Source organism: Heyndrickxia sp. MSNUG (assembly GCF_049532715.1).
Lineage (GTDB): Bacteria > Bacillota > Bacilli > Bacillales > Cytobacillaceae > Mesobacillus.
In genome coordinates, this window is record NZ_CP150978.1 from 3,730,522 (window position 1) to 3,755,978 (window position 25,457).

The window sequence follows — 25,457 nt, forward strand, 5'->3', positions numbered from 1 at the left end:
TAATCCTACCCATGGGAGCAATGACACCAAAGAAGGCAGATCGACTGCTATCGCTAAAAGACAAGCAGACAGAATACAGAAAAAAACAATATAAAAAACCTCTCCAAATCATGAGGAAAGGTTTTTGCTTTAATCCGCGCCTTTCGCTCTTATCGTTCAAGGGCATTTCCCTTGCGTCAGGTTAGCACCTTTGCCCGAAAAAAACATACCTTTTCAAGGCTGTTATTTCTCGTTTGCAGGTTGCTGGGTTTCATTGGGCCTGTCCCTCCACCAGCTCGGGATAAGAGAGTATCCGTTCAAATCAAAATCATAACGAACCTATAATTACATGTCAATCCTTTTCTTCAGAAAATGTCGATTCATGCAGAAACTTTCACACTTTAAAGCACCCGGGGTCAGACCCCCAACACGTTAATGCGTTAATCCCCTGGGGGTCTGACCCCCAGTGCGTTGGTGTGTTAAAATCCTGGTGTGGAGTTTTACTTGGCTCTTGCTCCGGCCTTCTTCTATATATATGTACATTTTTGTAAAAGAGGGAATTTTTTCGAGCATTAGTATAGATTAATTAGAGCAATGTGCTATACTAATAGCGAGATGTAAACACTTTCAATATATCAATCTTTAAAAAAGGAAGGTATTCTCGGATGAATGTTGTAGGAATTTCCAATGAACTTTCAGCTTTATTAAAAGGAAGCAATATACAGGTACAGCTATCTGTTCCGCAGCTGGTTGAAAAAGTCTTGAATCGCAATGAAGGTCTGTTGACCTCAACAGGTGCAGTGAGAGCCACTACTGGAAAGTATACTGGCCGCTCCCCTAAGGATAAATTTATTGTAGAAGAGGAATCGGTTAAGGACAAAATTGACTGGGGCTCTGTCAACCAGCCAATTTCTGAGGAATCCTTTACGAAACTTTATAATAAAGTTTTGAATTTCCTGAAAGAAAAAGAAGAAGTCTTTGTATTTAAAGGCTTCGCAGGTGCAGACAAAAAATACCGCCTTCCAATACAGGTCATTAATGAGTATGCGTGGCACAACTTATTTGCCCATCAATTATTCATTCGTCCGGATGCAGAGGAGCTGCTTAGCCATGAAGCAGGCTTTACTGTTATTTCTGCGCCTACCTTCAAGGCTGATCCAAAGGAAGATGGGACAAACTCAGAAACATTTATCATCGTTTCATTCGAGAAGCGCGTCGTTCTGATTGGCGGTACAGAATATGCAGGTGAAATGAAGAAGTCTATTTTCTCTGTCATGAATTATCTTCTTCCTGAAAACGGCATCCTATCCATGCATTGCTCTGCTAACGTAGGGCGTGAAGGTGATGTTGCCTTGTTCTTTGGATTATCCGGAACAGGAAAAACTACATTGTCCGCTGATACGAACCGCCGTTTGATCGGTGATGATGAGCACGGCTGGTCGGCAAACGGTGTTTTCAATGTTGAAGGCGGCTGCTATGCAAAGTGCATCAATCTTTCTAAGGAAAAAGAGCCGCAGATTTATGACGCAATCCGCTTCGGTTCTGTACTTGAAAATGTTGTTGTTAACAGTGAAACGCGCGTAGCTGACTATGATGACAGCTCACTGACGGAGAATACTCGCGCAGCATATCCAATCCAGGCAATTGATAATATCGTTGAACCAAGTATTGCCGGTCATCCGAATACGATTGTATTCTTGACTGCCGATGCCTTTGGAGTGCTGCCTCCAATTGCAAGGCTTACGAAGGAGCAAGCCATGTACCACTTCTTGAGTGGCTATACATCCAAGCTTGCAGGAACTGAACGCGGCATCACGTCACCACAGGCAACATTCTCTACCTGCTTCGGTTCTCCTTTCTTGCCGCTTGCTGCGACACGCTATGCAGAGATGCTTGGCGAAAAAATCGATGAGCATAACGCGAAGGTATTCCTCGTTAACACAGGATGGACTGGTGGAGAGTATGGAACAGGGAGCCGGATGAAGCTTGCCTTCACACGTGCAATGGTTCAGGCTGCTCTTGAAGGCGAATTGAACAATGTTGAAACAGTGAAGGACGAAATTTTTGGTCTGGACATTCCTCTTCACGTCCCGGGTGTTCCTGACGATGTACTTCAGCCAGTAAAAACATGGAGTGACGAGGAAGCTTATTATGCAAAAGCAAACGAGCTTGCGCAGAAGTTCCGTGCCAACTTCAAGAAGTTCTCAAACGTGCCGTCCGAAATTGAAGAAAAAGGCGGACCAACTGCATAAACTGTACAACTAAAGGCCATTTCCAATTATGGAAAAGGCCTTTTTTTTGTTGATATATCAGGAGAAAGTTAAACAGTTCTCTTTATTAATGCTTCCCTGTCTACATTTTGCGGAGGTTGTTCCAACCACCTGTTTTCAATCATCAATTTTACGCCATCATTTGCATAATGAAGAATTTCAGTTACTAGTCTTGTGTAATGCCCACCTAAATCCTTTCTAAGACTAGCTCCTATACCTGTTCCGTAACCAGTAACGCTAATAGCAACAAGGCTAGTAGTATGGAACATCATTAGCTTATCTGAAAAGGGTGCGACAATAGATTGTGAAATTGCTGAATCCCATGTGCTTGGGAGCGGCACTCCATCCTCAATTAATATTTCTCTAAATATAGTTTCATGCTTTGCTGCTATTTCAGAACCTCTTTCCATATATCCCCTTACTTCTGATGATTGCGCAGTCTGGGCAAATCCGGCTAAAAATGTCCTGCCAATTGAATTCGTTTCCGTATTTTTAGATATATGGGCAAGTTCCACCGCAGTTAAAGGGCGATGTTTACCTAGTAATCCTGATAAAAATGAGTCATTCTGCAGATATTCAGCTTTTTCCATTGGAGGAATAGTCGGGGAGCGGACAAAGGCCCCCTTTTCAAGAAGCAGGTTACAAGCATCATTATGAAGTTTCATAAACATCTCGGAAGTTTTCGCAAATAAGACTCTTACATCCATCCTAGCCAATACTTCAAGAAACGCAGAGGAAGCTACAGTTCCAGCGGCGGCCATGTATTTAACATATCGCAAAGTGAAAAGGTCTGAATATAAGCGATCAGCTTCTAGGTTAACATCTTCCTGATTGAACCCAATGGGCAATGCGTGATTTTCTTTTACAAAGATTTGTTTGACCTCATCCAGTACAAATTTACAATTAGATAAGGCAGTATTAATAATCCCAATTATATCGGGATCCTCATTTACCTGTGCAAAATGTTGAACTATGCAGTGTGCCATCGAATTCTGCATATATGCCCCCCACAATGCTGCAACCTCAGAGGAAGTAAGTTTAGGGTTATGTTCCATTTTCAACTCATAACTCCTTTATTTTTTTATTTATCTTTTACTGAAAAAGTGAAAATATCCAAACTTAATAATAAAAATAACTACATTCATTATTAGGGATAAGCAATTTTAAACAATAAAAAAACAAGGCACAAAAGATGCCCTGCTCAGTTGGTAGAGTTCAATGAAACTAATTGATATGTCAGTGTTGTTGCATTTTCAGACCATTCGACCTTTTTAATGACGCCCGTTCCTGTCAAGTCACCCTCGATCGTCTTTTTCACTTCCAATGGAATGTCAACTGGATAAAGCCTGTAGCCTTCCTTTTTCAAAGAGAAGAAATTGTTCTCGAGCCGCTGCTCCCGGCCCTTTGTTATGATCATTGTGTTCAACTCTAATGGCATTCCCATCATTCTCGCTCCTCTTCCTGGTCACTTATACATCCATTTTATCATTGCTGTGATTGTGTTTTCATCCAATTCGTTAAATCCTCTACAATTTTCCGGTTCATTACGGGCGGAAAGTAATGAGTATATTCATCAAAATACCAGCTTTCCACGGGCTTGTCCAATTCCTTCAGCCTCTTCTCAATGCGATAGGAATGTTCGATTGAAACATTGTGGTCATTCCTGCCATGAATCAGCAGAACTGGTGCCTTCAGATGTTCAATTTTATACAAAGGTGTCCTGAATTTATACCTTTTCGGATACTTGGTTGGAGTTCCGCCAATAACCCTCTTCATCATTCTCCGCAAATCTTTTCTTTCTACATATGTTAAGGACATATCCGTCACACCGCCCCACGTCACTACGGAAGCAGCCTCAGGAAATTTAATGCCAGTCAGCAACGCCATCAAGCCACCCCGGGAAAAACCAAAGATGTGTATATTATTTACCCAGGGCAAGGTTTGAAGAAGCTGGAAACCCGCAAATGCATCGACACGGTCTTCGCCTCCAAAATCTTCATCCCCTTCTCCTCCCTGATTTCCACGGTAAAATGGCGCAAATACTGTAAATCCTTCGGAAGCAAACTGGGCAATTCTTGCCGGTCTTACCTTGCCGACGTTTTTAATGCCGCCTCGCAAATAAAGAAAGCCTTCTGTCCCGCTTCCGTCCATAGGTTTTGCCAAAAGACCCTTTACCCTTAAGCCCCCAGCGTAATAGGTGACCATCTCCAGATCAACAGCAGGGTTTGGGGATGGGAATTTATATGCCGAGATGATTTGCCCATCATTATTCACTATTACCACTCCTCTAATATGAAATTTTTTCATTTTTGCCACTTGTCCAGATCCAGCGTCTAGCCCCTCGAGTCATAAGCCGACCCGTGATGAATATTCGAAGAAGTTAGTTGCTCCCACTGCTAACACCGTGTCGCAAGGCTGCAGTGAAGTTCATTCAGGGTTGTAGCCTGGCTGAAAAGCTGCCTCCTCGCGGTTCGTCTTATGCCTGTCGGACTTGCCTAGGATGGGCTGACGTCGACGTTGCCACAGGACGTGGCGATTTTAGTCGACGGTCATTAATTTAAAGACGCTTCCGCTTTTCTATGGGCATTCACACATTTTTTCCCGTTTCATACGATATCGTAAGTTAAAATTCAGCCCATTTATGAGGAGGCATTTTTATGAAAAAGTGGCTAAAAGCCGGTTTTGCTTTATTGTTGATTGCTGTACTAATTATACCTCTTGCAGCTTGCGGTAAAGACAAGGTACAGACAGTCAAAGTTGCAGAAGTAACACGTTCGATTTTTTACGCTCCTCAGTATGTTGCCCTTGAAAAAGGATTTTTTGAGGATGAAGGTTTAAAAGTTGAGTTGACTACGACATGGGGCGGCGACAAGACCATGACCGCAGTTCTTTCAAACGCTGCAGATGTAGCTCTTGTTGGTTCCGAGACATCGATTTATGTTTATGCCCAAGGGTCCAACGACCCCGTTATCAATTTTGCTCAATTGACACAGACAGACGGCACCTTCCTCGTTTCCAGAAACAAAATCGATAACTTCTCATGGGATCAGCTAAAAGGTACCACCTTCCTTGGGCAGCGTACAGGCGGAATGCCACAGATGGTAGGAGAATTCGTTCTTAAAAAGCATGGAATTGATCCAAAAGCAGACTTGGATTTAATTCAGAATATCGATTTTGCCAATATTCCTAATGCGTTTGCCTCTGGCACTGGGGACTTTGTTCAATTGTTTGAGCCAACTGCAAGTTTGTTTGAAAAAGAAGGCAAAGGTCATATTGTTGCTTCATTCGGAACGGAGTCTGGTCATGTTCCTTATACCACATTTATGGCAAAGCAAAGCTATATGAAGAAAAACCCTGAAACAATTGAGAAGTTCACTCGTGCCATTTACAAGGCTCAGCAATGGGTAGAGACTCACAGCGCGAAAGAAACAGCTGAAGCAATCCAGCCTTATTTTAAAGATACAGATCTTGCGTTAATCGAAACAGTAGTGGAAAGGTATAAGAGCCAGGGATCGTTCGCAACAGATCCAATTCTAGATGAAGAAGAATGGAATAACCTGCAGGACATCATGGATGAAGCAGGAGAACTTCCTAAGGAAGTCGACCACAAAACTCTAGTGAATACAGAGGTTGCAGGAAAAGTCATGGAATAACACAGGAGGTTGCAGCCCAATGGACTTTTTGACATTAAGGGGAATTCATCACACTTATTTCACAAAAACTTCTGCTGTCACTGCATTGAATGATATTTCACTCGATGTCCAGGAAGGGGAATTTGTCTCTTTCCTGGGTCCGAGCGGCTGCGGCAAAACAACGCTGCTCTCGATCATTGCAGGGCTGATTGAACCGACAGATGGCCAAATCGCACTTGAAGGAAAATCAGTTAAGGATGCTGCTGATAAAACCGGCTATATGTTACAGCAGGATTATTTGTTTCCATGGAAGACGATTGAAGAAAATATCTTTCTCGGCTTGAAAATAAGCGGCACATTGAATGAATCCAGAAAAAAAGACGTCCTGAACCTGCTGGGGCAAATGGGATTAGGCAACGTCGAATCCCTCTATCCTAAACAGCTCTCAGGCGGGATGCGCCAGCGTGTGGCCCTGGTCAGGACACTAGCGACGGAGCCGAAGCTGCTCATGCTTGATGAACCTTTTTCCGCATTGGATTACCAAACAAAACTAAAGCTGGAGGACTTGGTCGCAACAACTTTCAAAGCATTTGAGAAGACTGCAATCCTTGTTACTCATGATATCGGGGAAGCGATAGCGATGAGCGACAGAATCTTTCTATTTTCACCTCGGCCAGGCAGATTGCACAAAACCTTCTCCATACCAGAAGAGTTACGAACTCTTCGACCGTTTGAAGCAAGGAATCACTCTTTATACAATGAATTATTTCAGGTGATATGGAAGGAGCTTGAATCCCTTGAACCAGAAGAATACTGAACTCCTTCACAAGCAGTATTTAAAAGATATACGGCGTGAAAAAAATATCGTACGTATTTATCAGCTTCTAATATTTGTTGCTTTCTTTGCCAGCTGGCAAGCAGCCAGTCAATATAAGTGGATTGACCCGCTCCTGTTCAGCTCTCCTTCAAAGATCTGGAACTTGCTTATCGAGAAGACGCTGGATGGATCACTTGCAGTAAACATTGGGGTGACACTGGCAGAAACTGTTTTGGGCTTTATCCTCGGAACGCTAATGGGTACTGTTCTTGCAGCCCTTTTATGGTGGTCACCCATTCTTTCAAAAATTTTGGATCCATATCTGGTCGTGCTCAACTCAATGCCCAAAGTAGCACTGGGTCCGATATTAATCGTAGCCCTCGGCACTAACTTAACCTCGATCGTGGCAATGGGCGCGATTATCTCGATCATTATTACGACAATTGTAGTTTATACTGCATTTAAAGAGGTCGATCCCAATTACTTGAAGGTATTGCAGACATTCGGAGCAACGAGAACACAATGCTTCCGGGAAGCGATCCTGCCTGCATCGTTCCCGACCATCATTTCAACCCTGAAGGTCAACGTCGGCCTTTCATGGGTAGGGGTCATTGTCGGAGAATTCCTCGTCTCAGCACGAGGGCTTGGATACATGATTATCTACGGATTCCAGGTTTTCAATTTCACGTTGGTATTCCTGTCTCTGTTCGTCATTGCCGTGTTCGCAACACTTATGTATCAGCTGGTCGAGCTGCTGGAAAAGAAGCTTATAAAAAATAATCAGTAACTAAACAACCGGGCAGCTCTGTCCGGTTTTGTTTTTCCAGGGAGATTTAACAAAATTAAACTATTTTCATATGAGACAAAGCAGCCTAAACTCCAGCACAGCCCTATTTTTATTCTAGATCAAACTTCTCAGCTAAAAACTCCAAGCTCCTATTTACCACATGATCTTTCATAATAAAACTGTACTCATCCTTCATCCTTTCAGTGAGCAAATCGCCATTTACAAGGACTGGTCCTGTAGTTTCAAGGTAATCATCCCGCAACACAAGTTCTATTACTTCACCATAGAAAATACGCTTAACAAAAGACCCGGTTCCATCAGCTACCTTGTATTCTCCAATGCTGACAAGGTTCCCTAATATGCCTCCAGTTTCCTCGATAACCTCACGGCGGGCAGCATCTTCAAGAGTTTCCCCTTGCTCAACTTTCCCGCCAGGAAATTCAAGCCCTCTGATGCTGTGCCTCGTCAGCAGCCATGCATCGTTATATCTGCAAATCACGAGGATATGCCTGGGTCTTTTTTCAAAGACGTTTTCCTGGAAAGCAAGGGTGACTATTGCTCCATTCACATCTGTAAACTTCTCCATTAAGTAATCTCCCCCGACTTTAGCATGTCTTTATTATAAGGAATAACGCTCGTGGGGTGAAACAAAATGAATAAACCACAGGCTATCGCCTGCGGCCACGTGGCTTCTATTCTTCAGGAAGGATTCCCATGCTTTCTATATGCTTCTTTGCTTCATCATCTCCGAGCTTGTAGATCATTCCATATGCTTGAACGAGGAGCCGGTCCAAAGCGTCATTTTCTCTGTCATAATGATATTGAACATATGGTACATGCGTTCTTAGGAAACCCTGCCATCCAGTCGAATAGCTTTGTTCAAAAATCTCTCTCAACCCAGTGATTTCTTCCTCACTAGCTTCAATTTTAAAATTCCACGGAGAGGCAGTCGATACGCTCGAAATTTCACCTTCACTAATATTTATATAGTATGTTTTTTTGCCTTCTGTCATGTGGCTCACCTCATGCATATCGTTCCCTGCCTGCATATTTGTTTATACTGAATAACGTTAAAATTATTTATTTTTTCAGTCCGCTGATTACTTTTCAAGCTGGTATTATGTTAAAATGAAAACCAAATACAGATATAGATGCAGGGTGGATCCTCAGGAAAATACTTCAATTTCAAGGCATATTTTTTCCTATTGAGGGTATTTAATAAATATAAGATACAAATGGTTTGGACGAAAGAATGAGAGGTGAAATGAATTGAAACTTATTGATGAGCTATACGAGCTATATCGCAACAAATTGACCGGTGATGAAGAGGATATTGATATGCTGGCTTTTGCCTTTCTCGAGGAAATGAGCCGCGAAGACTTGTTAAAAATTATACAGGACCTCGATAAGCAGGAGCTTTATGATTTGATGGGCCTTTATTTAATCGAGAGCTTAAAAGGAAAGTTTGCTCAGGATGATTTCGGGGCTCGTTCAGTCAACTCATATCCCTCACGCAATATACATTGACCTTATTTTGTAATAGACTATACATACACAGCCGGCTCCCAGCCGGTTTTTTTTTTTGCTCTTTTAACCACCTTTCTCTAAGTGTTTACCTTCGGCTTAAGATTAAATATTAGCTTTTGCATTGAATTTTCAACAAACTACATAAAAAAACTGGCCACATGGCCAGTTTTTATTTTTATCCAAGATAAGCCTTGAACATCCACATATGCTTACGCAGGCTCTTTTTAACCTCAGTCAGCATGTCCGCTGTAGCTGCATCATCTTCCTGTTCAGCAACTTCGATGCCCTGCTGAAGTTCATCCACTAGTTTGGAGAAATCGTCATGCAATTGGCTTACCATGTCTTCTTCCTTTTCATTCCCTTTTGCTTCTTTAATCGTAGACATTTCCAGGCATTCTTTAAGAGTTGCCACAGGCTTTCCTTCAAGAGCAAGAATTCTTTCAGCAAACTCATCTATGATCATGCCTGCTTCATTATATAACTCTTCAAATTTCACATGAAGTGTAAAGAAGTGACGTCCTTTCACATACCAATGATAATTGTGAATTTTAGTGTACAGGACAGTCCAGTTTGCTACCTGCTGATTAACTGCTTGAATTACATCTTTTTTTGCCATAATAGTTCATCCTCCTCATGCTTGTATATTCCCCTGCCGCCACAATTAAAAACATAGAACCCGCAACTTTTTTCCTATGGCAGAAAAGAACATGCTACAATAATTTTGAAGCAAAGGAGGCATTTTTATGTATACAGTTTTAATTATCGCAGTCATCATTGTCATCATCGTATTGGTGTTAAGCGTTGTGACTACATCTAAAGCCTATCAATTTAAACATACCGTCGACCCTGTCGACTTAGCGAATCAAGACAGCAGCAATCCAGAAGCTTCCAAAGTACCAGCCGATGAAACTGAAGGTCAAAAAAAATAAAGGAGCTGGAATCAGCTCCTTTTAGACTGTCGGAAAAAAATATGATATGTTTCTCGATAAGAAAGGAGCATAACGATGCTTAAAAAAGCCATGATCGGTATAATCAGATTTTATCAAGTTGCCATTTCACCATTAAAACCGCCAACTTGCCGCTTCTATCCTACCTGTTCCCATTATGGCCTCGAGGCGATTAAGAGATTCGGTCCTATAAAAGGCGGATGGCTTACGATCGTCCGCATCCTGAAGTGCCAGCCCTTCCATCCAGGCGGAATGGATCCAGTCCCGGATGAATGGCCGTCAAAGAAGAAAATTAAGCCTCATAACCATTGATGACCTGATCGAGCCTGCCTGTTGCCGGATCGATTACCAATCCATGGACTGGTACATCTTTCGGCATTAATGGATGGTTTTTGACGATTTCAACACTGTGTGAAACACTGTCCTTCACATTGTCAAAGCCATGAAGCCACTCGGTTACATCTATTCCTGAATAATTTAACGTTCCGAATGTTTCTTCTGAAACACCCCGTTTTTTCATTTCATCAATGACCACATCCGGCTTCATCCCGCTCATTCCGCAATCGTAATGACCAATGATGGCTACCTCTTCAGCCTTAAGCTGGTAAACAGCCACCAGCAGGCTCCTCATGATACTGCCAAATGGATGCATGATCAGCGCACCGGCATTCTTGACGATTTTCACGTCGCCATTTTTCAGATTTAAAGCTCTAGGCAAAAGTTCAACTAACCTTGTGTCCATACATGTTAAAATCACCATTTTTTTATTAGGGAATTTTGTGGTCGTAAACTCTTCATATTTCTTTTCTGCTACGAATTTTTCATTAAACGTTAGAATTTCTTCAAGCATTTTCATTATGACTACTCCTTTTTAAATAATATTCTCATATTTATAGGATACCGCAAACCGTCTTCTATCCCAAATTTTTTACTTGCATTTACTTCAAACATTTTGTAAGATACAAAGGGTAAATCGTAACCATTACGAATTAATAATTTCACACTTGAATTAGTAAACTAATATCGCTAAAAAATTCGTTTCTAAATCGTAATGAGTCCGTTTTAATAATCAGGGGGCTACTATAATGAAAAGAACTACTTTAATTTTTTCCATACTCATCATCCTCGGCACTTTTTTAGGCGGCTGCGGAAAAGAGTCTGCGGATTCAAAAAAGAAAAATGAAAATCTGCTGCAGGTTTATACAACTGTTTACCCGCTTCAATATTTTGCTGAACAAATTGGCGGTGAATATGTCAATGTTGAAACCATTTATCCGCCTGGATCTGATGAGCATACATTTGAACCTTCGCAAAAAGATATGATGGCACTTGCCGATGCAGATTTATTTTTATACGTGGGACTTGGACTTGAGGGGTTTGTTGATAAAGCCAGCAATACTTTGGAGAATGAAGATGTAAAACTAGTGCCGGTTGCCGAAGAATTACATTTGGAGGAAGACGGACACGAAAATGAAACTGCTGCTGAAGACTCTGACAGCCACGAAGAGGGCAGCCATGATGGTCACGGACATGGCGATGTCGATCCGCATGTCTGGCTAGATCCAATTTACGCAAATGAACTTGCTTTAGTCATTAAAAATCAACTGGCCGTACAAATGCCAGAACATAAAGAGGCTTTTGAAAAAAATTACTCAGAACTATCAGGCAGACTTAATACACTTGACCAGCAATTTGCCGAGGTTGTTGATTCGGCAAAACGGAAAGAAATCCTCGTAGCCCACTCAGCATACAGCTATTGGGAGAAACGTTATGGCATTGATCAAATCAGCATCTCGGGCCTATCAACGACGAATGAACCGTCTCAAAAAGAACTTCAAAAATTAATAGCTCATGCTAAAGACGAAAAGATAAAATATGTTTTAAAGGAACAAAACTTTGAATCAAAACTGGCAAAGATGGTTCAGGATGAACTAGACGCAAAGTCGATGACTCTTCATAACCTGGCTGTACTGACAGATGAAAACATAAAAAACAAGGATACGTATTTTACCCTGATGGAAGACGATATTGCCACATTAAAGAAGGCATTAAATGAATAATATGTGAAAGCCTCCCTTGTTGGGAGGCTTTTTCATTGTCTTAAATGGTATTGATTACATATTTTTCCGAGAAATGAAGAAAATAGTGAAATGCATAAATGCGAAAGGAAGATGAACGATGGATGATATATTAATCGCTCGCTCACTATTTGGAACTACGATGGGTTTCCATATCATTAATGCAACGATAGGTGTTGGACTGCCGTTGATGATTCTAGCAGCTGAGCTTTTATACCAAAGAACGAAAGACGTTGATTATGCGGTAATGGCTAAAAGATGGACAAAGGCATTCGCTGTCACTCTTGGAGTTAGCATTCCTACCGGTACAATAGCCGGGGTGCAGCTTTCGCTCCTATGGCCTGGTTTTATGGAGGTCATTGGGAGAGTTATGGCACTGCCATTCCAAATTGAAATTTATGCTTTTTTTGTAGAAGCATTATTTATGTCCATTTACGTTTATGCTGCAGATCGAATTGCTCCATGGATGCGGATTGTCAGCCTAACACTTGTAGCACTTGGGGCCCTTGCTTCTGCAGTGCTCATTACAAACGTTCACGCGTTCCAGGGGACTCCTGCAGGATTCAGGATCGAAAACGGTGAGCTTGTTGACATTGATCCATGGGCTGCATTCTTCAATCCAAGCTTTGGAGTAACCGCTGTTCATGTCGTTTTTACAGCTTATATGACTGGAGCCTTTATCATTGCCACCGTTGCGGCCTATAAGATGCTGAAAACAGATTTTGGTTCGAGGCTGTATAAGTTCCATCATAAAGCATTGATGGCAAGCTTGATGATTGGCGGTGTCTTTTCCATCCTGACAGCCGTTAACGGCCACGCGTCTGCTCAATACCTGCACGAATACCAGCCTGAAAAGCTCGCAGGAGCAGAAGGACTTTTTGAGACGCAAAAATACGCTCCTCTGGCAATTGGCGGAATCACAGACAGGGAGACGGAATCCGTGAAATGGGGAATTGAGATCCCTTGGGCCCTAAGCTTCCTTGCAGGAAATTCATTTGAGACCGAAGTGAAAGGGCTTAATGACTTCCCGGAAGAACATTGGCCGCCGCTCTTCATCCATACTTTATTTAACGCAATGGTCGGGGTTGGGATGCTGCTGATTACTCTCTCCATGATTGCGTTTGCCTGGAACAAACTATTGAAAAAAGAGAAATTCCCTCGCTTCTTAATGTGGCTATTTGTATTATCAGGTCCGCTTGCGATACTCGGAATTGAATTCGGCTGGATTTTTGCCTGTACCGGAAGACAGCCGTGGAATATTTACCATGTCTTAACGACTGAGGATTCAGCAACAACAGCGACAAATCTCGGCATCCTGTTTGTGCTATTTGCCGCAGTGTATGTATTGCTTGGTGTTATGGAGATTATCGTCCTTCGCTACTATTTCCGTAAAAATACAGTCGCGGATGATCTTAACAGAGCACATCAAAAGGAAATTCCTCTGTATGGGTCAAACACGTGAAAGGGTTGAAAAGTTGTGACTGATGCTCTTACTGCCATAACCGTCTTATGGGGATTTGTTTTTATTTATGCCGTGATGGCCACGATGGATTTCGGTGCAGGTTTTTGGTCGATGGTTTATATCAATAAAACGAAGACAAAGGCAACGAATATCGCCAACCGTTATTTATCGCCAACATGGGAAGTGACCAATACTTTTATCGTTGCTCTCGTTGTCGCTGTGTATAGTATGTTTCCAAAGGCAGCTTACACGCTCGGGACTGTGCTGCTGATTCCTGGTAGCATGATTTTGCTGCTGTTGTCTGTCAGAAGTGCTTTTCTTGTTTTCTCAAACATTGCGGAAGATTATCGAAAAGTGCTCACTTATATTTCTGGAATATGCGGCATCCTTATACCCGGTTTACTTATTAGCGTTTTGCCAATCACTCATGGCGGGTTCGTAGATTTCGCTGCTGATGGTTCCCAGAACCTAAATCTGGTCAGGCTGTTCAGCAGTCCAAATGAATATGCCTTTATTGGTTTTGCTGTCAGCAGCACCTTATTCCTTTCCTCCCTCCTGCTTGCGGATTATTCTAAAGCATCCGATGAAATAGCTGCCTACTATGTATATCGGAGGGATGCGTTAATTCTTGGCCCCATCTCACTCGTGATGGCATTTTCAATCATGCTTACACTAAGAAATGAGGCACAATGGATATTTACGAAAATGATGGAAGATCTTAATATCTTGGTTGCTTCCGTAGTAATGTTCATTATCGGCGGATTGGCCCTTGTCGTACCCTCCATCGGTAAAAAAAAGCTGAGAGGCATGCCAAGACTGGCGGTCATCATGATTACCCTGCAATATCTGGCAGCCAGCTATGTTTATGGAAAAGCCCATTTGCCCTACATCGTATATCCTGAGGTTACCATCCAGTCAGCGTTCACAGATCCAAATTCCTTTCGGGCCCTGTTTACGACATATATCGTAGGCTTCCTGATTCTTTTCCCAGGGTTCGTATACTTCTGGAGCCTTTTCATGCAAGACAAGCGATATTTAAGGCAGAAAAAAGTGAAAGAACACTCCTGATTTACTGCCTATTTTTAGCTCGTATAGGCATGCTGTGAAATTTGCATGCTAATGGTGTATCAACCAAAAAAGGAGTGGTACATCATGGCGAAGGATGTTTTATGTGAGGTAAATAACTGTCAATATTGGAAGCATGGCAACCGCTGCAGTGCGGATCAAATATACGTTGTCAGCCATACAGGCGAAACGGCGGACAGCACCAGAGAAACCGACTGCCATACATTTGAGCCGTTAGAATAGCTTAACTATCAAAAAACATGAAAACACCCCTTATTGCAGGGGTGTTTTCATCATTATTATGCTTCAAGGCTTGCCATTGGGCCAAAGAATTCGAAGTGAATTCGATCTTCAGTAACTCCGAGCTCTTTTAAGGAAGCGTTAATCGATTTCATGAATGGAACAGGTCCGCAGAAATAAAAATCTGCTTGCTCAAGATTTACATTTTCCTGAAGCCATTCTTTCGTTACAAATCCTTCTGCGTCAAAACTGTTGTTCTGGCGGTCTTCTTCTGTCGGCGCATCATAGAATACGAAGGAATTTACTTTTGCTTTTTCAGCTGTTGCTGCTACTTCATCCTTTAAAGCATGTACTTTTCCGTTTGCGGCAGCATGTACGAAAGTTACTTCTCTTTCTGGCTGAAGATCTGCCACAGTGTTCAGCATGCTGACCATTGGAGTCAAGCCAACCCCGCCGCTAAGCAGCACAACTGGTGACTTTTTCTCACTATCCAAGAAGAAGTCGCCTGCTGGAGCACTAATATGAAGGATTTCGCCTTCCTCTACATTACTGTGAAGATAATTGGATACTTTGCCGTCTGGAGTTTGCATACCCGCTTCTTTTTTTACGCTGATTCGGTAGTAGCCTTTTCCTGGTGCATCAGACAGGCTGTACTGGCGGATATGTGTAAACTCTTCACCTTCTGCCTCCAGCTTGATGCTGATATACTGGCCAGGCTTAAAATCAGCGATTGCTCTTCCATCAACTGGCTTTAAGTAGAATGAAGTGATGACTTCACTTTCCTCAATCTTATTAGCGACAATGAAAGGACGGAAACCATCCCAGCCGCCTTTTTGGTTCGCAGCTGCATCATACATTTCTGCTTCCACTGAAATAAAGGCGTCTGCAATCACACCATATGCTTCCGCCCATGCATTGATAATTTCGTCCGTTGCCGCCTCTCCAAGCACTTCTTTGATTGCAAGGAGCAAATGCTTTCCTACGATTGGATAATGCTCTGGCTTGATTCCAAGGCTGCGGTGCTTATGTGCGATTTGGTTTACAACCGGGAGGATCGCTTCCAGGTTATCGATATATTTTGCAGCGGCATAAACAGTCCCAGCCAATGCCCTTTGCTGTCTGCCTTGCTTTTGATTAGCATGGTTAAAAATATTAAGAAGTTCTGGATGGTTTTCGAACATTGTTTTGTAAAAAACAGTTGTGATTTGTTCACCATGAACTTCTAGTACAGGTACTGTAGATTTTATGATTTCAATTGTTTTAGCGTTTAGCATTCCTTACACTCCCTTATGTCTTATCTATTTTGCAGAGGCGTTAACCTCATTCCCATAGTGATTATATAAAATTACACATAGCGAGTAAGTGATGCAAATCACACTATCGCAAAATAGTTAATTTGGGCTAAAATTAAATACCCTCTGTTAAACAAGGCTGTTGATTTTCGTTCCAGGCGCTTCGCTTTCCGCGGGGCTGGCGCTGAGCCCGCAGGACACTGAATAGCTTCCTGGAATCTGCCCACGCACGATGGAAATGCGTTAGCATTTTCGGAGGAGTCTGCGCGCCTTCCACTACAATCAACAGGGTTTAAAAAACAACAATCGGTTTTAACAGAGCCATTTAACAAAAAAAATACAGCACAGTAAAAAACCAGTGCTGTTATCCTAAAATATAATTTTATCTTCAAAAATCGTTACTTCCTCCAGACGCTTCCTGTTAACTTCAAAACCGATTCCTGGGCGATTCGGCAATGTAATGAAACCACCTTGGACTTTAATTTCAGGCTCGATAATATCTTTTTCCCAATAGCGGTCAGAACCGGAAATGTCACCTGGAATGGTGAACCCTGGCATTGATGCTAGCGCGAGATTATGGGCTCTGGATATTCCGAATTCGATCATCCCACCTGCCCAGACAGGAATACCCTTGTCTGCACAAAAATCATGGATCCTCTTTGCTTCTCCTAAGCCGCCTACCCGGCCAATTTTTATATTAATGACCTTGCAGCTTCCTAGCTCGACTGCTTTTCTTGCATCATTAAAGGTTACGATGCTTTCATCAAGGCAAATTGGCGTCGAAATTTTAGACTGGAGCTTGGCATGATCAACAATATCATCATAGTCCAGCGGCTGCTCAATCATCAGCAGGCCATATTCATCCAGACTCTTAAGGCGCTCGGCATCTTCTAATGTATAGGCGGAGTTCGCATCAGCCATCAATAGCAAATCCGGAAACTTCTTTCGAATCTCTGCGATATACTGAATGTCATTTTCCGGGCTGATTTTCACTTTTACACGATAATAGCCCTTTTCTAGATAGCTTTCTATCTGAGTGATCGCAGCTGGCAAATTAGGATTCCCTACGACAACGCCAGAAGGAATGGTGTCGACCGTCCCTCCCATCAGTTTCGATAACGTCTTACCCTCCCGCTTCGCCTGCAAGTCCCACAAGGCTGTTTCAATCGCGGCTTTTGCCATATGGTTTCTTCTGATTGAACTGAACAAAGCAAAGGTTCCCTCGGGGTGTGCAATCCCATTCTCCTTAATCAGAGGGATGATAAAATCCTTAAGTACATGCCAGGATGTCTGAATTGTTTCTTCTGTGTACCAGGGTGAGGAAAAGGCAACACCTTCACCGAAACCGCTGACTCCATCCTTCCCCTCCACTTCAACAATAATTGCTTCCCTTTCGGTTACTGTACCTAAGTGGGTTGTAAATGCCTGCTTTAATGGCATTTTTATCAAAGATAATTTGATTGACTTAATATTCATGGACGCCCCAATTCAAGCCATTCCCGCAGCTTTCGCCTTAACAATTTTTTTGCAGCATTTCTGGGCAGGCTGTCGACAATCAAGATTTTTTTCGGAAGCTTGTACTTTGCAAGCTTTTGCAGGCAAAGCTCGAGTAATTCTTCCTCTAAGTCCTCAACTCCAACCTTCTTAACAATAAACGCAACCGGAACCTGTCCCCATTGTTCATCCTCTGCTCCGATCACACCGGCATCCGCGACACCTTGATGAGAAAGCAGTACACCTTCAATCTCAGCAGGGTAGATATTTTCTCCTCCAGAAATAATCAAATCAGAACGCCGATCAAGGACATACAGGAAACCATCATTGTCTAAATAGCCAATATCCCCTGTATGTAACCAGTGATCACGAATTTTGTCTGCTGTTTCGTCCTCTCTGTTTAAATAACCAATCGTAACATTCGGCCCTTTGACAATGATTTCTCCTTCAGCTCGAGAAGGAACTTCATTCCCATCCTCGTCAACAATCTTAATCTGGTTAGGAAATAATGCTTTCCCTGCTGAACCTAACCGTTCAATGCTGTATTCTGGTGACAGCGTTGCGAACTGTGATGATGTTTCAGTCATCCCGTAAGTTTGAAATACTGGAATTTGCTTTTCGAGACAGTTTTCGAGCATGGGAAGTGGAGCGGGACCGCCGCCAAGCAGCATGCACCTGAAGCTGTCCGGCAGTTTCTCCCCACCCAGCTCATTCAAGATTCTTCTAAGCATAGTACTGACGACCGACATCACCGTAATTCTTTCACTGCGAATATCTTCTATAACCTTCCGTTCATTAAAAGTGTTGTGCAGAACCACTGGCATACCATAAATCTGGCTTCTCATTAAAATAGAATAGCCGCTGATATGGAAGATTGGCACAGTACACAGCCATTTATCCTGTTCATGCAAGCCAAGATTTAGTGCTGATGCTGTTGCACTCCACCAATGATTTCCGTAAGTCTGCATGACGCCTTTTGGATTACCCGTTGTACCCGACGTATACATAATCGTTGTGACATCCTGCATGTCAAATTCCTCGAGGATGACCGGATCAGCGCTTTCGACCTTCTGGAGTTCTTCTATACTGATTGAGTGGAAATGAATATTAATAGAAGCAGCTTTAGTCCTAAAACCCTCTTCATAAATGAGCAAATCTGCTGAAGAGTCATTCAGCTGCCATGATAATTCCTCGGCTGTAAGGCGATTGTTCAGAATAACCGTGCGTACTCCAGCCATTTGCAAAGCATACAAAATGATTGCTGAATCTGCCTGATTAGAAAAAAGCACAGCTGCTGTTGAGTCAGTAGCAAAGCCAAGAGCATTAAGCTTTCCGGTTATATCCTTCGCCTTTTCAAAGACTTCTTTAAACGAATATGTATGTCCTTCAAAAATTAACGCTTCACGATCCGGAGTCAACTCTGACCTTTTTTTCAGCCAGTTTGGCATCGATTCTCCCATTTTGTAACCACCTCTTTGATTTTACATATACCTTACATAATCCTATTTGCATGACGATGGATCATACATCTAACACATTTGCATTTATACGAAAACAGCCTGATGGATATCCATCAAGCTGTTTTTTAGCACATTTAAAATAGACAAAGGATCAAGGGAACCGTGGGAACTGGCCAAAGTCTGGCTTACGCTTTTCCTTGAAAGCATCGCGGCCTTCTTTTGCTTCATCCGTTGTGTAATAAAGCAATGTTGCATCTCCCGCCATTTGCTGAAGCCCTGCAAGTCCATCCGTATCAGCATTCATTGCTGCTTTTAAGAAGCGAAGTGCTGTAGGGCTCTTTTCAAGGATTTCTTCACACCACTTGAGTGTTTCCTCTTCAACCTGGTCAAGAGGCACAACCGTATTGACAAGACCCATATCAAGTGCTTCCTGAGCATTGTACTGGCGGCATAGGAACCAGATTTCGCGTGCCTTTTTATGGCCAACGATTCTTGCTAAGTAGCCAGAGCCGTAACCAGCATCGAAGCTGCCTACTTTAGGGCCAGTCTGGCCGAAAATAGCGTTGTCAGCCGCAATTGTCAAATCACAGACTACGTGAAGGACATGGCCGCCACCGATTGCATAGCCTTTTACCTGAGCGATAACTGGCTTAGGGATTACACGGATCAAACGCTGAAGGTCAAGGACATTCAAACGAGGAATCTGGTCTTCACCAACATATCCACCATGTCCGCGAACCCTCTGGTCTCCGCCTGAACAGAATGCATCATCTCCAGCACCTGTTAGAACAATAACTCCAACGCTGGAATCATCACGTGCATAAGCAAAAGCGTCAATCAATTCCATTACCGTCTTTGGTCGGAATGCATTGCGCACTTCTGGGCGATTAATGGTGATTCTAGCAATCCCATTATAAGTTTCATAAAGAATATCTTCATACTTGCGTTCTGAAACCCATTCTACTGTCATTAAGAAAACCTCCTATTTATGTATTCGACAAAAACTCACTTACTATTGTACCAAATTTTTTCGGTTCTTCCACATGAATTGCATGTCCGCAATCTTTTATCGACAAATGTTTAGCATTTGGAAGCTTTGAAACCATTTCTTCTGCAATGTTACAAAACTTTGGATCCAATGTACCGGTTACCAGTAATGTTTCAAAATCAAAGACCGGCAGCTTGTCCCACCATGAAGGCTGCGCCCCGGTCCCCATCCCCCTCAGGCTGTTTGCAAGGCCGGCCGGGTTATTTTGAAGCCTTTGACTCCTTATTTGTTCCCTGACTTTGGCAGGCAAATTCAATTGTGATTGAAAAAGGGGAATCGACTCCCAATATTCAATGAACGTTTTCAACCCAGCCTCTTCAATCTTTGATGCAAGATTATGGTCCTGTTGAATTCTGGTTTTCTTTTCTGATTCCGTTTTTAATCCTGGAGTCGTACTTTCCAGCACCAGTTTCCTTACCTTTTCAGGATAGAGACTGGCAAAGGTGATGGCCACTCGCCCCCCCATTGAATACCCAAGTAAATCTGTTTTCTCAATTCCCATCACGTCCAAAAGAACTTTCAGATCATTTGCCGCACTCACGATATCATATCGTTCTGCCATTTCAGGGGAATCTGTTTGACCATGTCCTATCAAATCTGCCATTACCAGAAGAGAATGTTTTTCCCATATAGGACAAAACGGCTTCCATGTAGAAGCCGCGCCTGTAAAACCATGGAGCAACAGTAGTGGAAAACCATCTCCGCACTTCTCGACATTATATCGGACGCCGTTTATCATGGTTATCATTGCTTGTCACCTTTTAGCACTAACGTTATTTCCCGGGAAACAGATTTCCACAAATCTCGATGTTCTGTCAGGTTCCGATCTCTCATTGTCTGGACTTCCATCACTTTCAAACCACTTATTTCTTGATTTTGAATGAAAACCTCTTCAAAATGATCCCAGTCCTTTATTACATCGAATTTGCCTTTATACATTTCGACAACATGGCTGAAATCAAGATCCAGCGGTGTGCCAAAGAGCCTTTCAAAATGCTTCGGCTCGTTTGCCTGAGGAAGGAATGAAAAGATTCCGCCGCCATTATTATTAATCAATAAAATATTGATGTTAAGGTTATACATTTTAGCTGCCATTAATCCATTCAGATCATGGTAAAAGGTAAGGTCTCCAAGCACAAGATAGCATGGCTGCAAAACGCTAGCCACTCCCAGTGCTGTCGAAACAATCCCATCGATTCCATTGGCTCCTCTGTTTGCCATCACCTTGATGTTCTTATTATTGAAAAAGAAAAATGAATCAAGGTCACGGATTGGCATACTATTGCCGACAAAAAGAGTTGAGCCTTCCGGAAGCATCTCAGCAAGCTGATGGAATAGTTTCCCTTCACTCAATTCTTCCACCTCTGAAACGGCAGACAATTGTTCCTTGGCAATGTTATTTGCTGTACGCCATGTCTCCAGGTATCCTGAATCGTTTACAGAATCAATAGAACTGCGAACCATATTGCAAAATACCACTTCGTCGCAATATAGCATGTCAGACGCTGACATCGATGGCTCGCGCCAGCCTGCCCCGCCATCAATTACAAATTGGCGGGCATCTCGGTTTTCTTTTATGAAAATGGTCAATGCTTTTGAAATCGGCATCGCTCCAAAGCGGATGATCAAATCAGGCTTCAATGCTTCCTTTGCATCCTCAATCCTTAAAAATGCATCATAGGCATCGATTATATAGCTGCTTTCATGCTCCCCACTCCGCAGTTGTGATAGAGGATCCGCTACAATCGGGAACTTCAGCTGCTCAGCCAGGGCAATCACTTCCTCGGCAAACCCTTTGCTGTCGATTTGGCCGCAAACAATGATTCCCTTGCGATACGCTGAGAAATCCTCACTGATTTTTCCAAAGACCTCATCCGAAAGGCTCAAATGTCCTGTATGTATGTCAACATATCCTCCAGAACGTTCGGCCAAATCAAATAATCTCTCATCCATTTTTGGAATCAGCGGTTCTCTGAACGGGAAGTTCAAGTGGACAGGCCCTGTTGGATAGCTCGTAGCTGTTGCTGCAGCCCTAGCACATACAGTGCGTGCGTACCTGATCATTTCATCTGTCTTTTCCGGCGGCGCCATTTCAACGAACCATTTTACATTTTTTCCATACAGGTGAATCTGATCTATCGCCTGCGGTGCGCCAACATCCCGAAGTTCGTGGGGGCGGTCTGCCGTCAAAACGATCAATGGAACGCGAGAAATGCTCGCTTCGATAACAGCAGGATAATAATTGGCTGCTGCTGTACCTGAAGTGCATAGAAGCGCCACAGGCCTGCATGTTGCTTTGGCAATCCCCAATGCAAAGTAGGAGGCCGAACGTTCATCCACATGCACATGAATTCGCAAATCAGGATGCTCAGACATCACCAGTGCCATTGGAGTCGATCTCGATCCTGGACTGATGACAACATCCTTCACGCCTGATTTTGACAACTCCGCTACGAAAGCTGCGATATATGCTGTTAAACCTTCCTGGTGGCTCATGATTTTTTTCCTCCAAGTGCTGCAAGCATCGGACGGAACTTGATGCTAGTCTCTTTATATTCACTTTCAGCGTTAGAATCCGCTACAATTCCGCAGCCTGCAAACAATGACGCTTCACTGCCCTGGATTAGTCCTGATCGGATCGCAACGGCGAATTCCCCATTGCCGTGATAATCAAGCCAGCCTAGCGGAGCGGCATACAGACCGCGATCGAGCTGTTCCACTTCTCTGATTTTATTCACTGCAGCCTGTTTAGGCAGTCCGCCAAGAGCAGGCGTAGGATGCAGTCGATTCACCAAATGCAGTATAGAAGTACCTTCACGGTTTTTCCCGATTACAGGTGTATACAAATGCTGAATATATTTCATTTTCATCAATTCAGGCTGATCTGGCAGAATGACCTCATCACATGTTTCCTGCATAGCTGCCTTGATCATATCGACAACATATTGATGTTCGATTAGATTCTTTTGGTCATTTAAGAGCTCATCGCCCAATTTCTTATCTTCCTCTGGCGTAGCGCCTCTGCCAATCGACCCTGCAAGACACGCCGAAAACAGGCTTGACCCGTCCTTCTTTACCAGTCTTTCCGGGGAAGCCCCTATAAAGCAGTCGCCATTTGATTCAAAGGCGAAAGTAAAGCTGTCTCTTTGCTCATCAAGCAGATTCTTAAGGACGCTTTCTGCCTGGATGATATCAGTAAAATGAAGACGCAGCTCCCTTGCAAGCACCACTTTTTTCAGCTCGCTGCCACCAAAATCATGAACAACTTCAGTAATCGTTTCTTTCCACGCTTCTGGATTTATCTCAACAATTTCTTTCATCTCAAGTTTGCCCAGTACTGGCTTATGGTTTGACAGAGAAAGGACTTCCTGACGCTCTTTCATGACTTTATCCAATAAAGATAAATCATCATGCTGTGTGCAGACTAAATTGGTTGTAAAGTAGGCCTCACCTTTGATGATGGTCAGCATATATTTTGGCAAATGGAAAAGAGCAGCTGAAAACTTAGACCACAAAGCCGTCTTTTCTTTCAGCGGATCGAAAGAAAAACCGCCAAACAACGATGGTCCTGTGCCATTTACCTTATAAGTATTATAGACAAGCGCGTTTTCCGTGAAGCGCTTCCACTCTTTTTCAACATGAAAAAAGCGGTCAGCATCCTGATCCGACTGTATCTGCGCACATATTCCCAAGCCAGCAATGACGGAATCACCTTCTGGATCCTTCCAGAAAAAGCGTTCTCCTAAGAATGTATCCCTTCCTGAAGCAAAAAAATAAAAAGGATCTATATTATCTATTTTATGGACTTCGCTGACCAGTATAGACTGAGATAGTCCTTTGGCCCGCTCAATCGCATCAAGAATTCCCTGTCTTAGTTCTGTTTCTTGAATGGCAACCAAAAAAATCCCCCCAATAACAGCCTCTCATCTGTTATCACACGTTTAAAAGCTTATTTTAAGATACACCTCATAAATAACTATGTCAATAATAGCAAACTGCTCAAAACTAGTGTTTTCCTTATTATATATTAACACCTTTTTCAAAAAATGTTTCCCGCAAAGATTACTGTTTACCTGGTGCCGAACGCAGGGACATCTTTTCTTTCATATTATCATTAACTTTTCATCTATACCGACTATTTATCCAAGCCTTTTAATATTGAAACCAACATAGCAGTGCCTCTAACAAAATATTCCATATAAAACACCAAAATACTAATTGACAGTACATATGTGAAAATCTACACTTATTATTGTAAGGTAATTTTGCCTGGATGTTAATTACCTTTTTGACAAATCTGGCTCAATTAGATAAAATAATTAGGTTTGATATATTGATATTAAGGGAGAGAATTAGATATGCAACCACAGCTACAGCCTAGTTCTTCACCATCAGTGACTGGCTCTGACTGGAGAGTTTGGTGGCAGCTTACACGGCCTCATACACTTACAGCTGCATTTGCCCCTGTCCTACTGGGCACTGCACTAGCTATAGAAACAAGCGGTATCCATTGGGGATTGTTTCTGGCAATGCTGATTGCGAGCTTGCTGATCCAGGCCGCTACCAATATGTTTAATGAATATTACGATTATGTACGTGGTCTTGATAACGAGAATTCAATTGGGATTGGCGGAGCGATTGTCCGCCACGGCATTAAGCCTAAAACAGTTTTAAACCTGGCATTCAGCCTTTACGGAATCTCTGTCCTTCTTGGTGTATATATCTGCATGAACAGCAGCTGGTGGGTTGCTGCTGTCGGGGTTATCTCCCTTGCTGCTGGATACCTCTACACTGGCGGTCCGCTTCCAATTGCTTATACTCCATTTGGAGAGCTTGTCGCAGGCTTTTTCATGGGCGTCCTGATCATTCTGATTTCGTTTTACATTCAGACAGGTACGATAACAGAAACGAGTGTACTCGTCTCAGTGCCAAGCTTCCTGCTGGTTGGAGCGATCCTCCTGGCAAATAATATCCGTGACCTTGATGGTGACAAGGAATTTGGCCGCAAGACATTGGCAATCCTACTTGGACGAAAAGGAGCAATCAGATTGCTTGCGGGAATGTTCATCATTTCTTATGGCTGGGTGATCGGACTGATTATTACCGGAGTTGTTTCACCATGGCTTGCACTGGTTGCCCTCAGTATTCCCAAGGCAATTAAGGCTACAAAAGGTTTCATTGGCAAATCAAATCCATTGCAAATGATGCCGGCAATGGCAGCAACTGCACAGACCAACACAATTTTCGGATTCCTGTTGTCTATCGGAATTTTCATTGGATTAATATAAGACATGAGAAGCTTCTGCCTTTGGCGGAAGCTTTTTCTATGTTTCTTAAAAGTCCAGGCGGGTATTTAGTA

The 25,457-nt window shown here is 42.8% G+C and carries 26 protein-coding genes and 1 riboswitch; of the genes, 12 read left to right on the top strand and 14 right to left on the bottom strand.

Annotation, left to right across the window (positions count from 1 at the left end; all coding sequences use genetic code 11):
• Positions 1-146: 146 nt before the first annotated feature.
• Positions 147-287, bottom strand: a riboswitch (SAM riboswitch).
• Positions 288-644: 357 nt separating this feature from the next.
• Positions 645-2,231 (top strand): phosphoenolpyruvate carboxykinase (ATP), encoded by a 1,587-nt coding sequence (gene pckA, locus AABM38_RS18750; protein WP_423407747.1) that lies wholly within the window; start codon positions 645-647, stop codon positions 2,229-2,231.
• Between the two features lie 68 nt (positions 2,232-2,299).
• On the opposite strand, the gene AABM38_RS18755 is transcribed toward pckA, so the two are convergent.
• The 3 genes from AABM38_RS18755 to AABM38_RS18765 form a co-directional block, all read right to left on the bottom strand.
• Positions 2,300-3,304, bottom strand: a complete 1,005-nt coding sequence (locus AABM38_RS18755; protein WP_423410791.1) for a DUF3231 family protein — start codon at positions 3,302-3,304, stop codon at positions 2,300-2,302.
• 146 nt (positions 3,305-3,450) lie between these two features.
• On the bottom strand, positions 3,451-3,693 hold the full coding sequence (locus AABM38_RS18760) for a DUF2584 domain-containing protein (RefSeq protein WP_423410792.1): 243 nt from the start codon (positions 3,691-3,693) through the stop codon (positions 3,451-3,453).
• Between the two features lie 41 nt (positions 3,694-3,734).
• Positions 3,735-4,556 carry an alpha/beta hydrolase family protein gene (locus AABM38_RS18765; RefSeq protein ID WP_423407748.1) on the bottom strand — a complete coding sequence of 274 codons (822 nt, stop codon included), beginning with the start codon at positions 4,554-4,556 and terminating at the stop codon, positions 3,735-3,737.
• A 350-nt stretch (positions 4,557-4,906) separates the two neighbouring features.
• Here AABM38_RS18765 and AABM38_RS18770 point away from each other — a divergent pair, with 350 nt between their 5' ends.
• From AABM38_RS18770 to AABM38_RS18780, 3 genes are read left to right on the top strand one after another with little or no spacing between them, the layout of a single operon-like run.
• The gene (locus AABM38_RS18770) at positions 4,907-5,902 is read left to right on the top strand and encodes an ABC transporter substrate-binding protein (protein ID WP_423407749.1); all 996 of its coding nucleotides are present in this window, start codon (positions 4,907-4,909) and stop codon (positions 5,900-5,902) included.
• Positions 5,903-5,921: 19 nt separating this feature from the next.
• Positions 5,922-6,698, top strand: a complete 777-nt coding sequence (locus tag AABM38_RS18775) for an ABC transporter ATP-binding protein (protein ID WP_423407750.1) — start codon at positions 5,922-5,924, stop codon at positions 6,696-6,698.
• On the top strand, positions 6,679-7,485 hold the full coding sequence (locus AABM38_RS18780; RefSeq protein ID WP_335376550.1) for an ABC transporter permease: 807 nt from the start codon (positions 6,679-6,681) through the stop codon (positions 7,483-7,485). The genes AABM38_RS18775 and AABM38_RS18780 overlap by 20 nt, the downstream gene beginning before the upstream one ends.
• Before the next feature lie 109 nt (positions 7,486-7,594).
• On the opposite strand, the gene ytkD is transcribed toward AABM38_RS18780, so the two are convergent.
• Together ytkD and AABM38_RS18790 are read right to left on the bottom strand one after the other, a co-directional pair.
• The gene (gene ytkD / locus AABM38_RS18785; protein ID WP_423407751.1) at positions 7,595-8,071 is read right to left on the bottom strand and encodes an RNA deprotection pyrophosphohydrolase; all 477 of its coding nucleotides are present in this window, start codon (positions 8,069-8,071) and stop codon (positions 7,595-7,597) included.
• A gap of 106 nt (positions 8,072-8,177) precedes the next feature.
• On the bottom strand, positions 8,178-8,498 hold the full coding sequence (locus AABM38_RS18790) for a hydrolase (RefSeq protein WP_423407752.1): 321 nt from the start codon (positions 8,496-8,498) through the stop codon (positions 8,178-8,180).
• A 256-nt stretch (positions 8,499-8,754) separates the two neighbouring features.
• Here AABM38_RS18790 and AABM38_RS18795 point away from each other — a divergent pair, with 256 nt between their 5' ends.
• Positions 8,755-9,012 (top strand): DUF6154 family protein, encoded by a 258-nt coding sequence (locus tag AABM38_RS18795; protein ID WP_207500925.1) that lies wholly within the window; start codon positions 8,755-8,757, stop codon positions 9,010-9,012.
• 175 nt (positions 9,013-9,187) lie between these two features.
• On the opposite strand, the gene AABM38_RS18800 is transcribed toward AABM38_RS18795, so the two are convergent.
• Positions 9,188-9,628, bottom strand: a complete 441-nt coding sequence (locus tag AABM38_RS18800) for a Dps family protein (protein ID WP_423407753.1) — start codon at positions 9,626-9,628, stop codon at positions 9,188-9,190.
• A gap of 127 nt (positions 9,629-9,755) precedes the next feature.
• Between AABM38_RS18800 and ytzI the strand changes: the two genes are divergently transcribed.
• On the top strand, positions 9,756-9,941 hold the full coding sequence (gene ytzI, locus AABM38_RS18805) for a YtzI protein (RefSeq protein ID WP_423407754.1): 186 nt from the start codon (positions 9,756-9,758) through the stop codon (positions 9,939-9,941).
• A gap of 75 nt (positions 9,942-10,016) precedes the next feature.
• Positions 10,017-10,271, top strand: a complete 255-nt coding sequence (gene yidD / locus AABM38_RS18810; protein ID WP_423407755.1) for a membrane protein insertion efficiency factor YidD — start codon at positions 10,017-10,019, stop codon at positions 10,269-10,271.
• Here yidD and AABM38_RS18815 read toward each other — a convergent pair.
• Positions 10,252-10,815 (bottom strand): carbonic anhydrase, encoded by a 564-nt coding sequence (locus AABM38_RS18815; protein WP_335376556.1) that lies wholly within the window; start codon positions 10,813-10,815, stop codon positions 10,252-10,254. The genes yidD and AABM38_RS18815 overlap by 20 nt on opposite strands.
• 229 nt (positions 10,816-11,044) lie before the next feature.
• Here AABM38_RS18815 and AABM38_RS18820 point away from each other — a divergent pair, with 229 nt between their 5' ends.
• From AABM38_RS18820 to AABM38_RS18835, 4 genes are all read left to right on the top strand, one after another.
• Positions 11,045-12,019 (top strand): metal ABC transporter solute-binding protein, Zn/Mn family, encoded by a 975-nt coding sequence (locus tag AABM38_RS18820; protein ID WP_423407756.1) that lies wholly within the window; start codon positions 11,045-11,047, stop codon positions 12,017-12,019.
• Between the two features lie 118 nt (positions 12,020-12,137).
• A complete protein-coding gene (locus tag AABM38_RS18825) occupies positions 12,138-13,499 on the top strand; it encodes a cytochrome ubiquinol oxidase subunit I (RefSeq protein WP_423407757.1) in 1,362 nt (453 codons plus the stop codon).
• 15 nt (positions 13,500-13,514) lie between these two features.
• Positions 13,515-14,567: a cytochrome d ubiquinol oxidase subunit II gene (locus AABM38_RS18830; RefSeq protein WP_423407758.1), complete on the top strand. Its 1,053-nt coding sequence runs from the start codon at positions 13,515-13,517 to the stop codon at positions 14,565-14,567.
• 84 nt (positions 14,568-14,651) lie between these two features.
• Positions 14,652-14,807, top strand: a complete 156-nt coding sequence (locus AABM38_RS18835) for a DUF1540 domain-containing protein (protein ID WP_207500930.1) — start codon at positions 14,652-14,654, stop codon at positions 14,805-14,807.
• A gap of 56 nt (positions 14,808-14,863) precedes the next feature.
• Here the strand turns inward: AABM38_RS18835 and hmpA are convergent, their stop codons facing one another.
• The 7 genes from hmpA to AABM38_RS18870 all read right to left on the bottom strand — a co-directional run bounded on the left by hmpA (position 14,864) and on the right by AABM38_RS18870 (position 23,997).
• Positions 14,864-16,078, bottom strand: a complete 1,215-nt coding sequence (gene hmpA, locus AABM38_RS18840) for an NO-inducible flavohemoprotein (RefSeq protein ID WP_423407759.1) — start codon at positions 16,076-16,078, stop codon at positions 14,864-14,866.
• A 387-nt stretch (positions 16,079-16,465) separates the two neighbouring features.
• A complete protein-coding gene (menC, locus tag AABM38_RS18845) occupies positions 16,466-17,572 on the bottom strand; it encodes an o-succinylbenzoate synthase (RefSeq protein ID WP_423407760.1) in 1,107 nt (368 codons plus the stop codon).
• Positions 17,569-19,050: an o-succinylbenzoate--CoA ligase gene (locus AABM38_RS18850; RefSeq protein ID WP_423407761.1), complete on the bottom strand. Its 1,482-nt coding sequence runs from the start codon at positions 19,048-19,050 to the stop codon at positions 17,569-17,571. Before AABM38_RS18850 ends, menC begins: the two co-directional genes overlap by 4 nt.
• 151 nt (positions 19,051-19,201) lie before the next feature.
• Entirely contained in the window at positions 19,202-20,020 is an 819-nt protein-coding gene (gene menB, locus AABM38_RS18855) for a 1,4-dihydroxy-2-naphthoyl-CoA synthase (protein WP_335376563.1), read from the bottom strand.
• A 16-nt stretch (positions 20,021-20,036) separates the two neighbouring features.
• A complete protein-coding gene (gene menH / locus AABM38_RS18860) occupies positions 20,037-20,846 on the bottom strand; it encodes a 2-succinyl-6-hydroxy-2,4-cyclohexadiene-1-carboxylate synthase (RefSeq protein WP_423407762.1) in 810 nt (269 codons plus the stop codon).
• A complete protein-coding gene (gene menD / locus AABM38_RS18865; RefSeq protein WP_423407763.1) occupies positions 20,843-22,594 on the bottom strand; it encodes a 2-succinyl-5-enolpyruvyl-6-hydroxy-3-cyclohexene-1-carboxylic-acid synthase in 1,752 nt (583 codons plus the stop codon). The genes menH and menD overlap by 4 nt, the downstream gene beginning before the upstream one ends.
• Positions 22,591-23,997, bottom strand: a complete 1,407-nt coding sequence (locus AABM38_RS18870; RefSeq protein ID WP_423407764.1) for an isochorismate synthase — start codon at positions 23,995-23,997, stop codon at positions 22,591-22,593. The genes menD and AABM38_RS18870 overlap by 4 nt, the downstream gene beginning before the upstream one ends.
• A gap of 459 nt (positions 23,998-24,456) precedes the next feature.
• Here AABM38_RS18870 and AABM38_RS18875 point away from each other — a divergent pair, with 459 nt between their 5' ends.
• Positions 24,457-25,386, top strand: a complete 930-nt coding sequence (locus AABM38_RS18875; RefSeq protein WP_423407765.1) for a 1,4-dihydroxy-2-naphthoate polyprenyltransferase — start codon at positions 24,457-24,459, stop codon at positions 25,384-25,386.
• The last annotated feature ends 71 nt before the right edge of the window (positions 25,387-25,457 follow it).

Bases quoted from the DNA above. Each gene is read 5' to 3' on its own strand.
- pckA (WP_423407747.1), top strand. From the start codon at position 645: ATGAATGTTGTAGGAATTTCCAATGAACTTTCAGCTTTATTAAAAGGA.
- AABM38_RS18755 (WP_423410791.1), bottom strand. From the start codon at position 3,304: ATGGAACATAACCCTAAACTTACTTCCTCTGAGGTTGCAGCATTGTGG.
- AABM38_RS18760 (WP_423410792.1), bottom strand. From the start codon at position 3,693: ATGGGAATGCCATTAGAGTTGAACACAATGATCATAACAAAGGGCCGG.
- AABM38_RS18765 (WP_423407748.1), bottom strand. From the start codon at position 4,556: ATGAAAAAATTTCATATTAGAGGAGTGGTAATAGTGAATAATGATGGG.
- AABM38_RS18770 (WP_423407749.1), top strand. From the start codon at position 4,907: ATGAAAAAGTGGCTAAAAGCCGGTTTTGCTTTATTGTTGATTGCTGTA.
- AABM38_RS18775 (WP_423407750.1), top strand. From the start codon at position 5,922: ATGGACTTTTTGACATTAAGGGGAATTCATCACACTTATTTCACAAAA.
- ytkD (WP_423407751.1), bottom strand. From the start codon at position 8,071: ATGGAGAAGTTTACAGATGTGAATGGAGCAATAGTCACCCTTGCTTTC.
- AABM38_RS18790 (WP_423407752.1), bottom strand. From the start codon at position 8,498: ATGACAGAAGGCAAAAAAACATACTATATAAATATTAGTGAAGGTGAA.
- AABM38_RS18800 (WP_423407753.1), bottom strand. From the start codon at position 9,628: ATGGCAAAAAAAGATGTAATTCAAGCAGTTAATCAGCAGGTAGCAAAC.
- ytzI (WP_423407754.1), top strand. From the start codon at position 9,756: ATGTATACAGTTTTAATTATCGCAGTCATCATTGTCATCATCGTATTG.
- yidD (WP_423407755.1), top strand. From the start codon at position 10,017: ATGCTTAAAAAAGCCATGATCGGTATAATCAGATTTTATCAAGTTGCC.
- AABM38_RS18815 (WP_335376556.1), bottom strand. From the start codon at position 10,815: ATGAAAATGCTTGAAGAAATTCTAACGTTTAATGAAAAATTCGTAGCA.
- AABM38_RS18820 (WP_423407756.1), top strand. From the start codon at position 11,045: ATGAAAAGAACTACTTTAATTTTTTCCATACTCATCATCCTCGGCACT.
- AABM38_RS18825 (WP_423407757.1), top strand. From the start codon at position 12,138: ATGGATGATATATTAATCGCTCGCTCACTATTTGGAACTACGATGGGT.
- AABM38_RS18835 (WP_207500930.1), top strand. From the start codon at position 14,652: ATGGCGAAGGATGTTTTATGTGAGGTAAATAACTGTCAATATTGGAAG.
- hmpA (WP_423407759.1), bottom strand. From the start codon at position 16,078: ATGCTAAACGCTAAAACAATTGAAATCATAAAATCTACAGTACCTGTA.
- menC (WP_423407760.1), bottom strand. From the start codon at position 17,572: ATGAATATTAAGTCAATCAAATTATCTTTGATAAAAATGCCATTAAAG.
- AABM38_RS18850 (WP_423407761.1), bottom strand. From the start codon at position 19,050: ATGGGAGAATCGATGCCAAACTGGCTGAAAAAAAGGTCAGAGTTGACT.
- menB (WP_335376563.1), bottom strand. From the start codon at position 20,020: ATGACAGTAGAATGGGTTTCAGAACGCAAGTATGAAGATATTCTTTAT.
- menH (WP_423407762.1), bottom strand. From the start codon at position 20,846: ATGATAACCATGATAAACGGCGTCCGATATAATGTCGAGAAGTGCGGA.
- menD (WP_423407763.1), bottom strand. From the start codon at position 22,594: ATGAGCCACCAGGAAGGTTTAACAGCATATATCGCAGCTTTCGTAGCG.
- AABM38_RS18875 (WP_423407765.1), top strand. From the start codon at position 24,457: ATGCAACCACAGCTACAGCCTAGTTCTTCACCATCAGTGACTGGCTCT.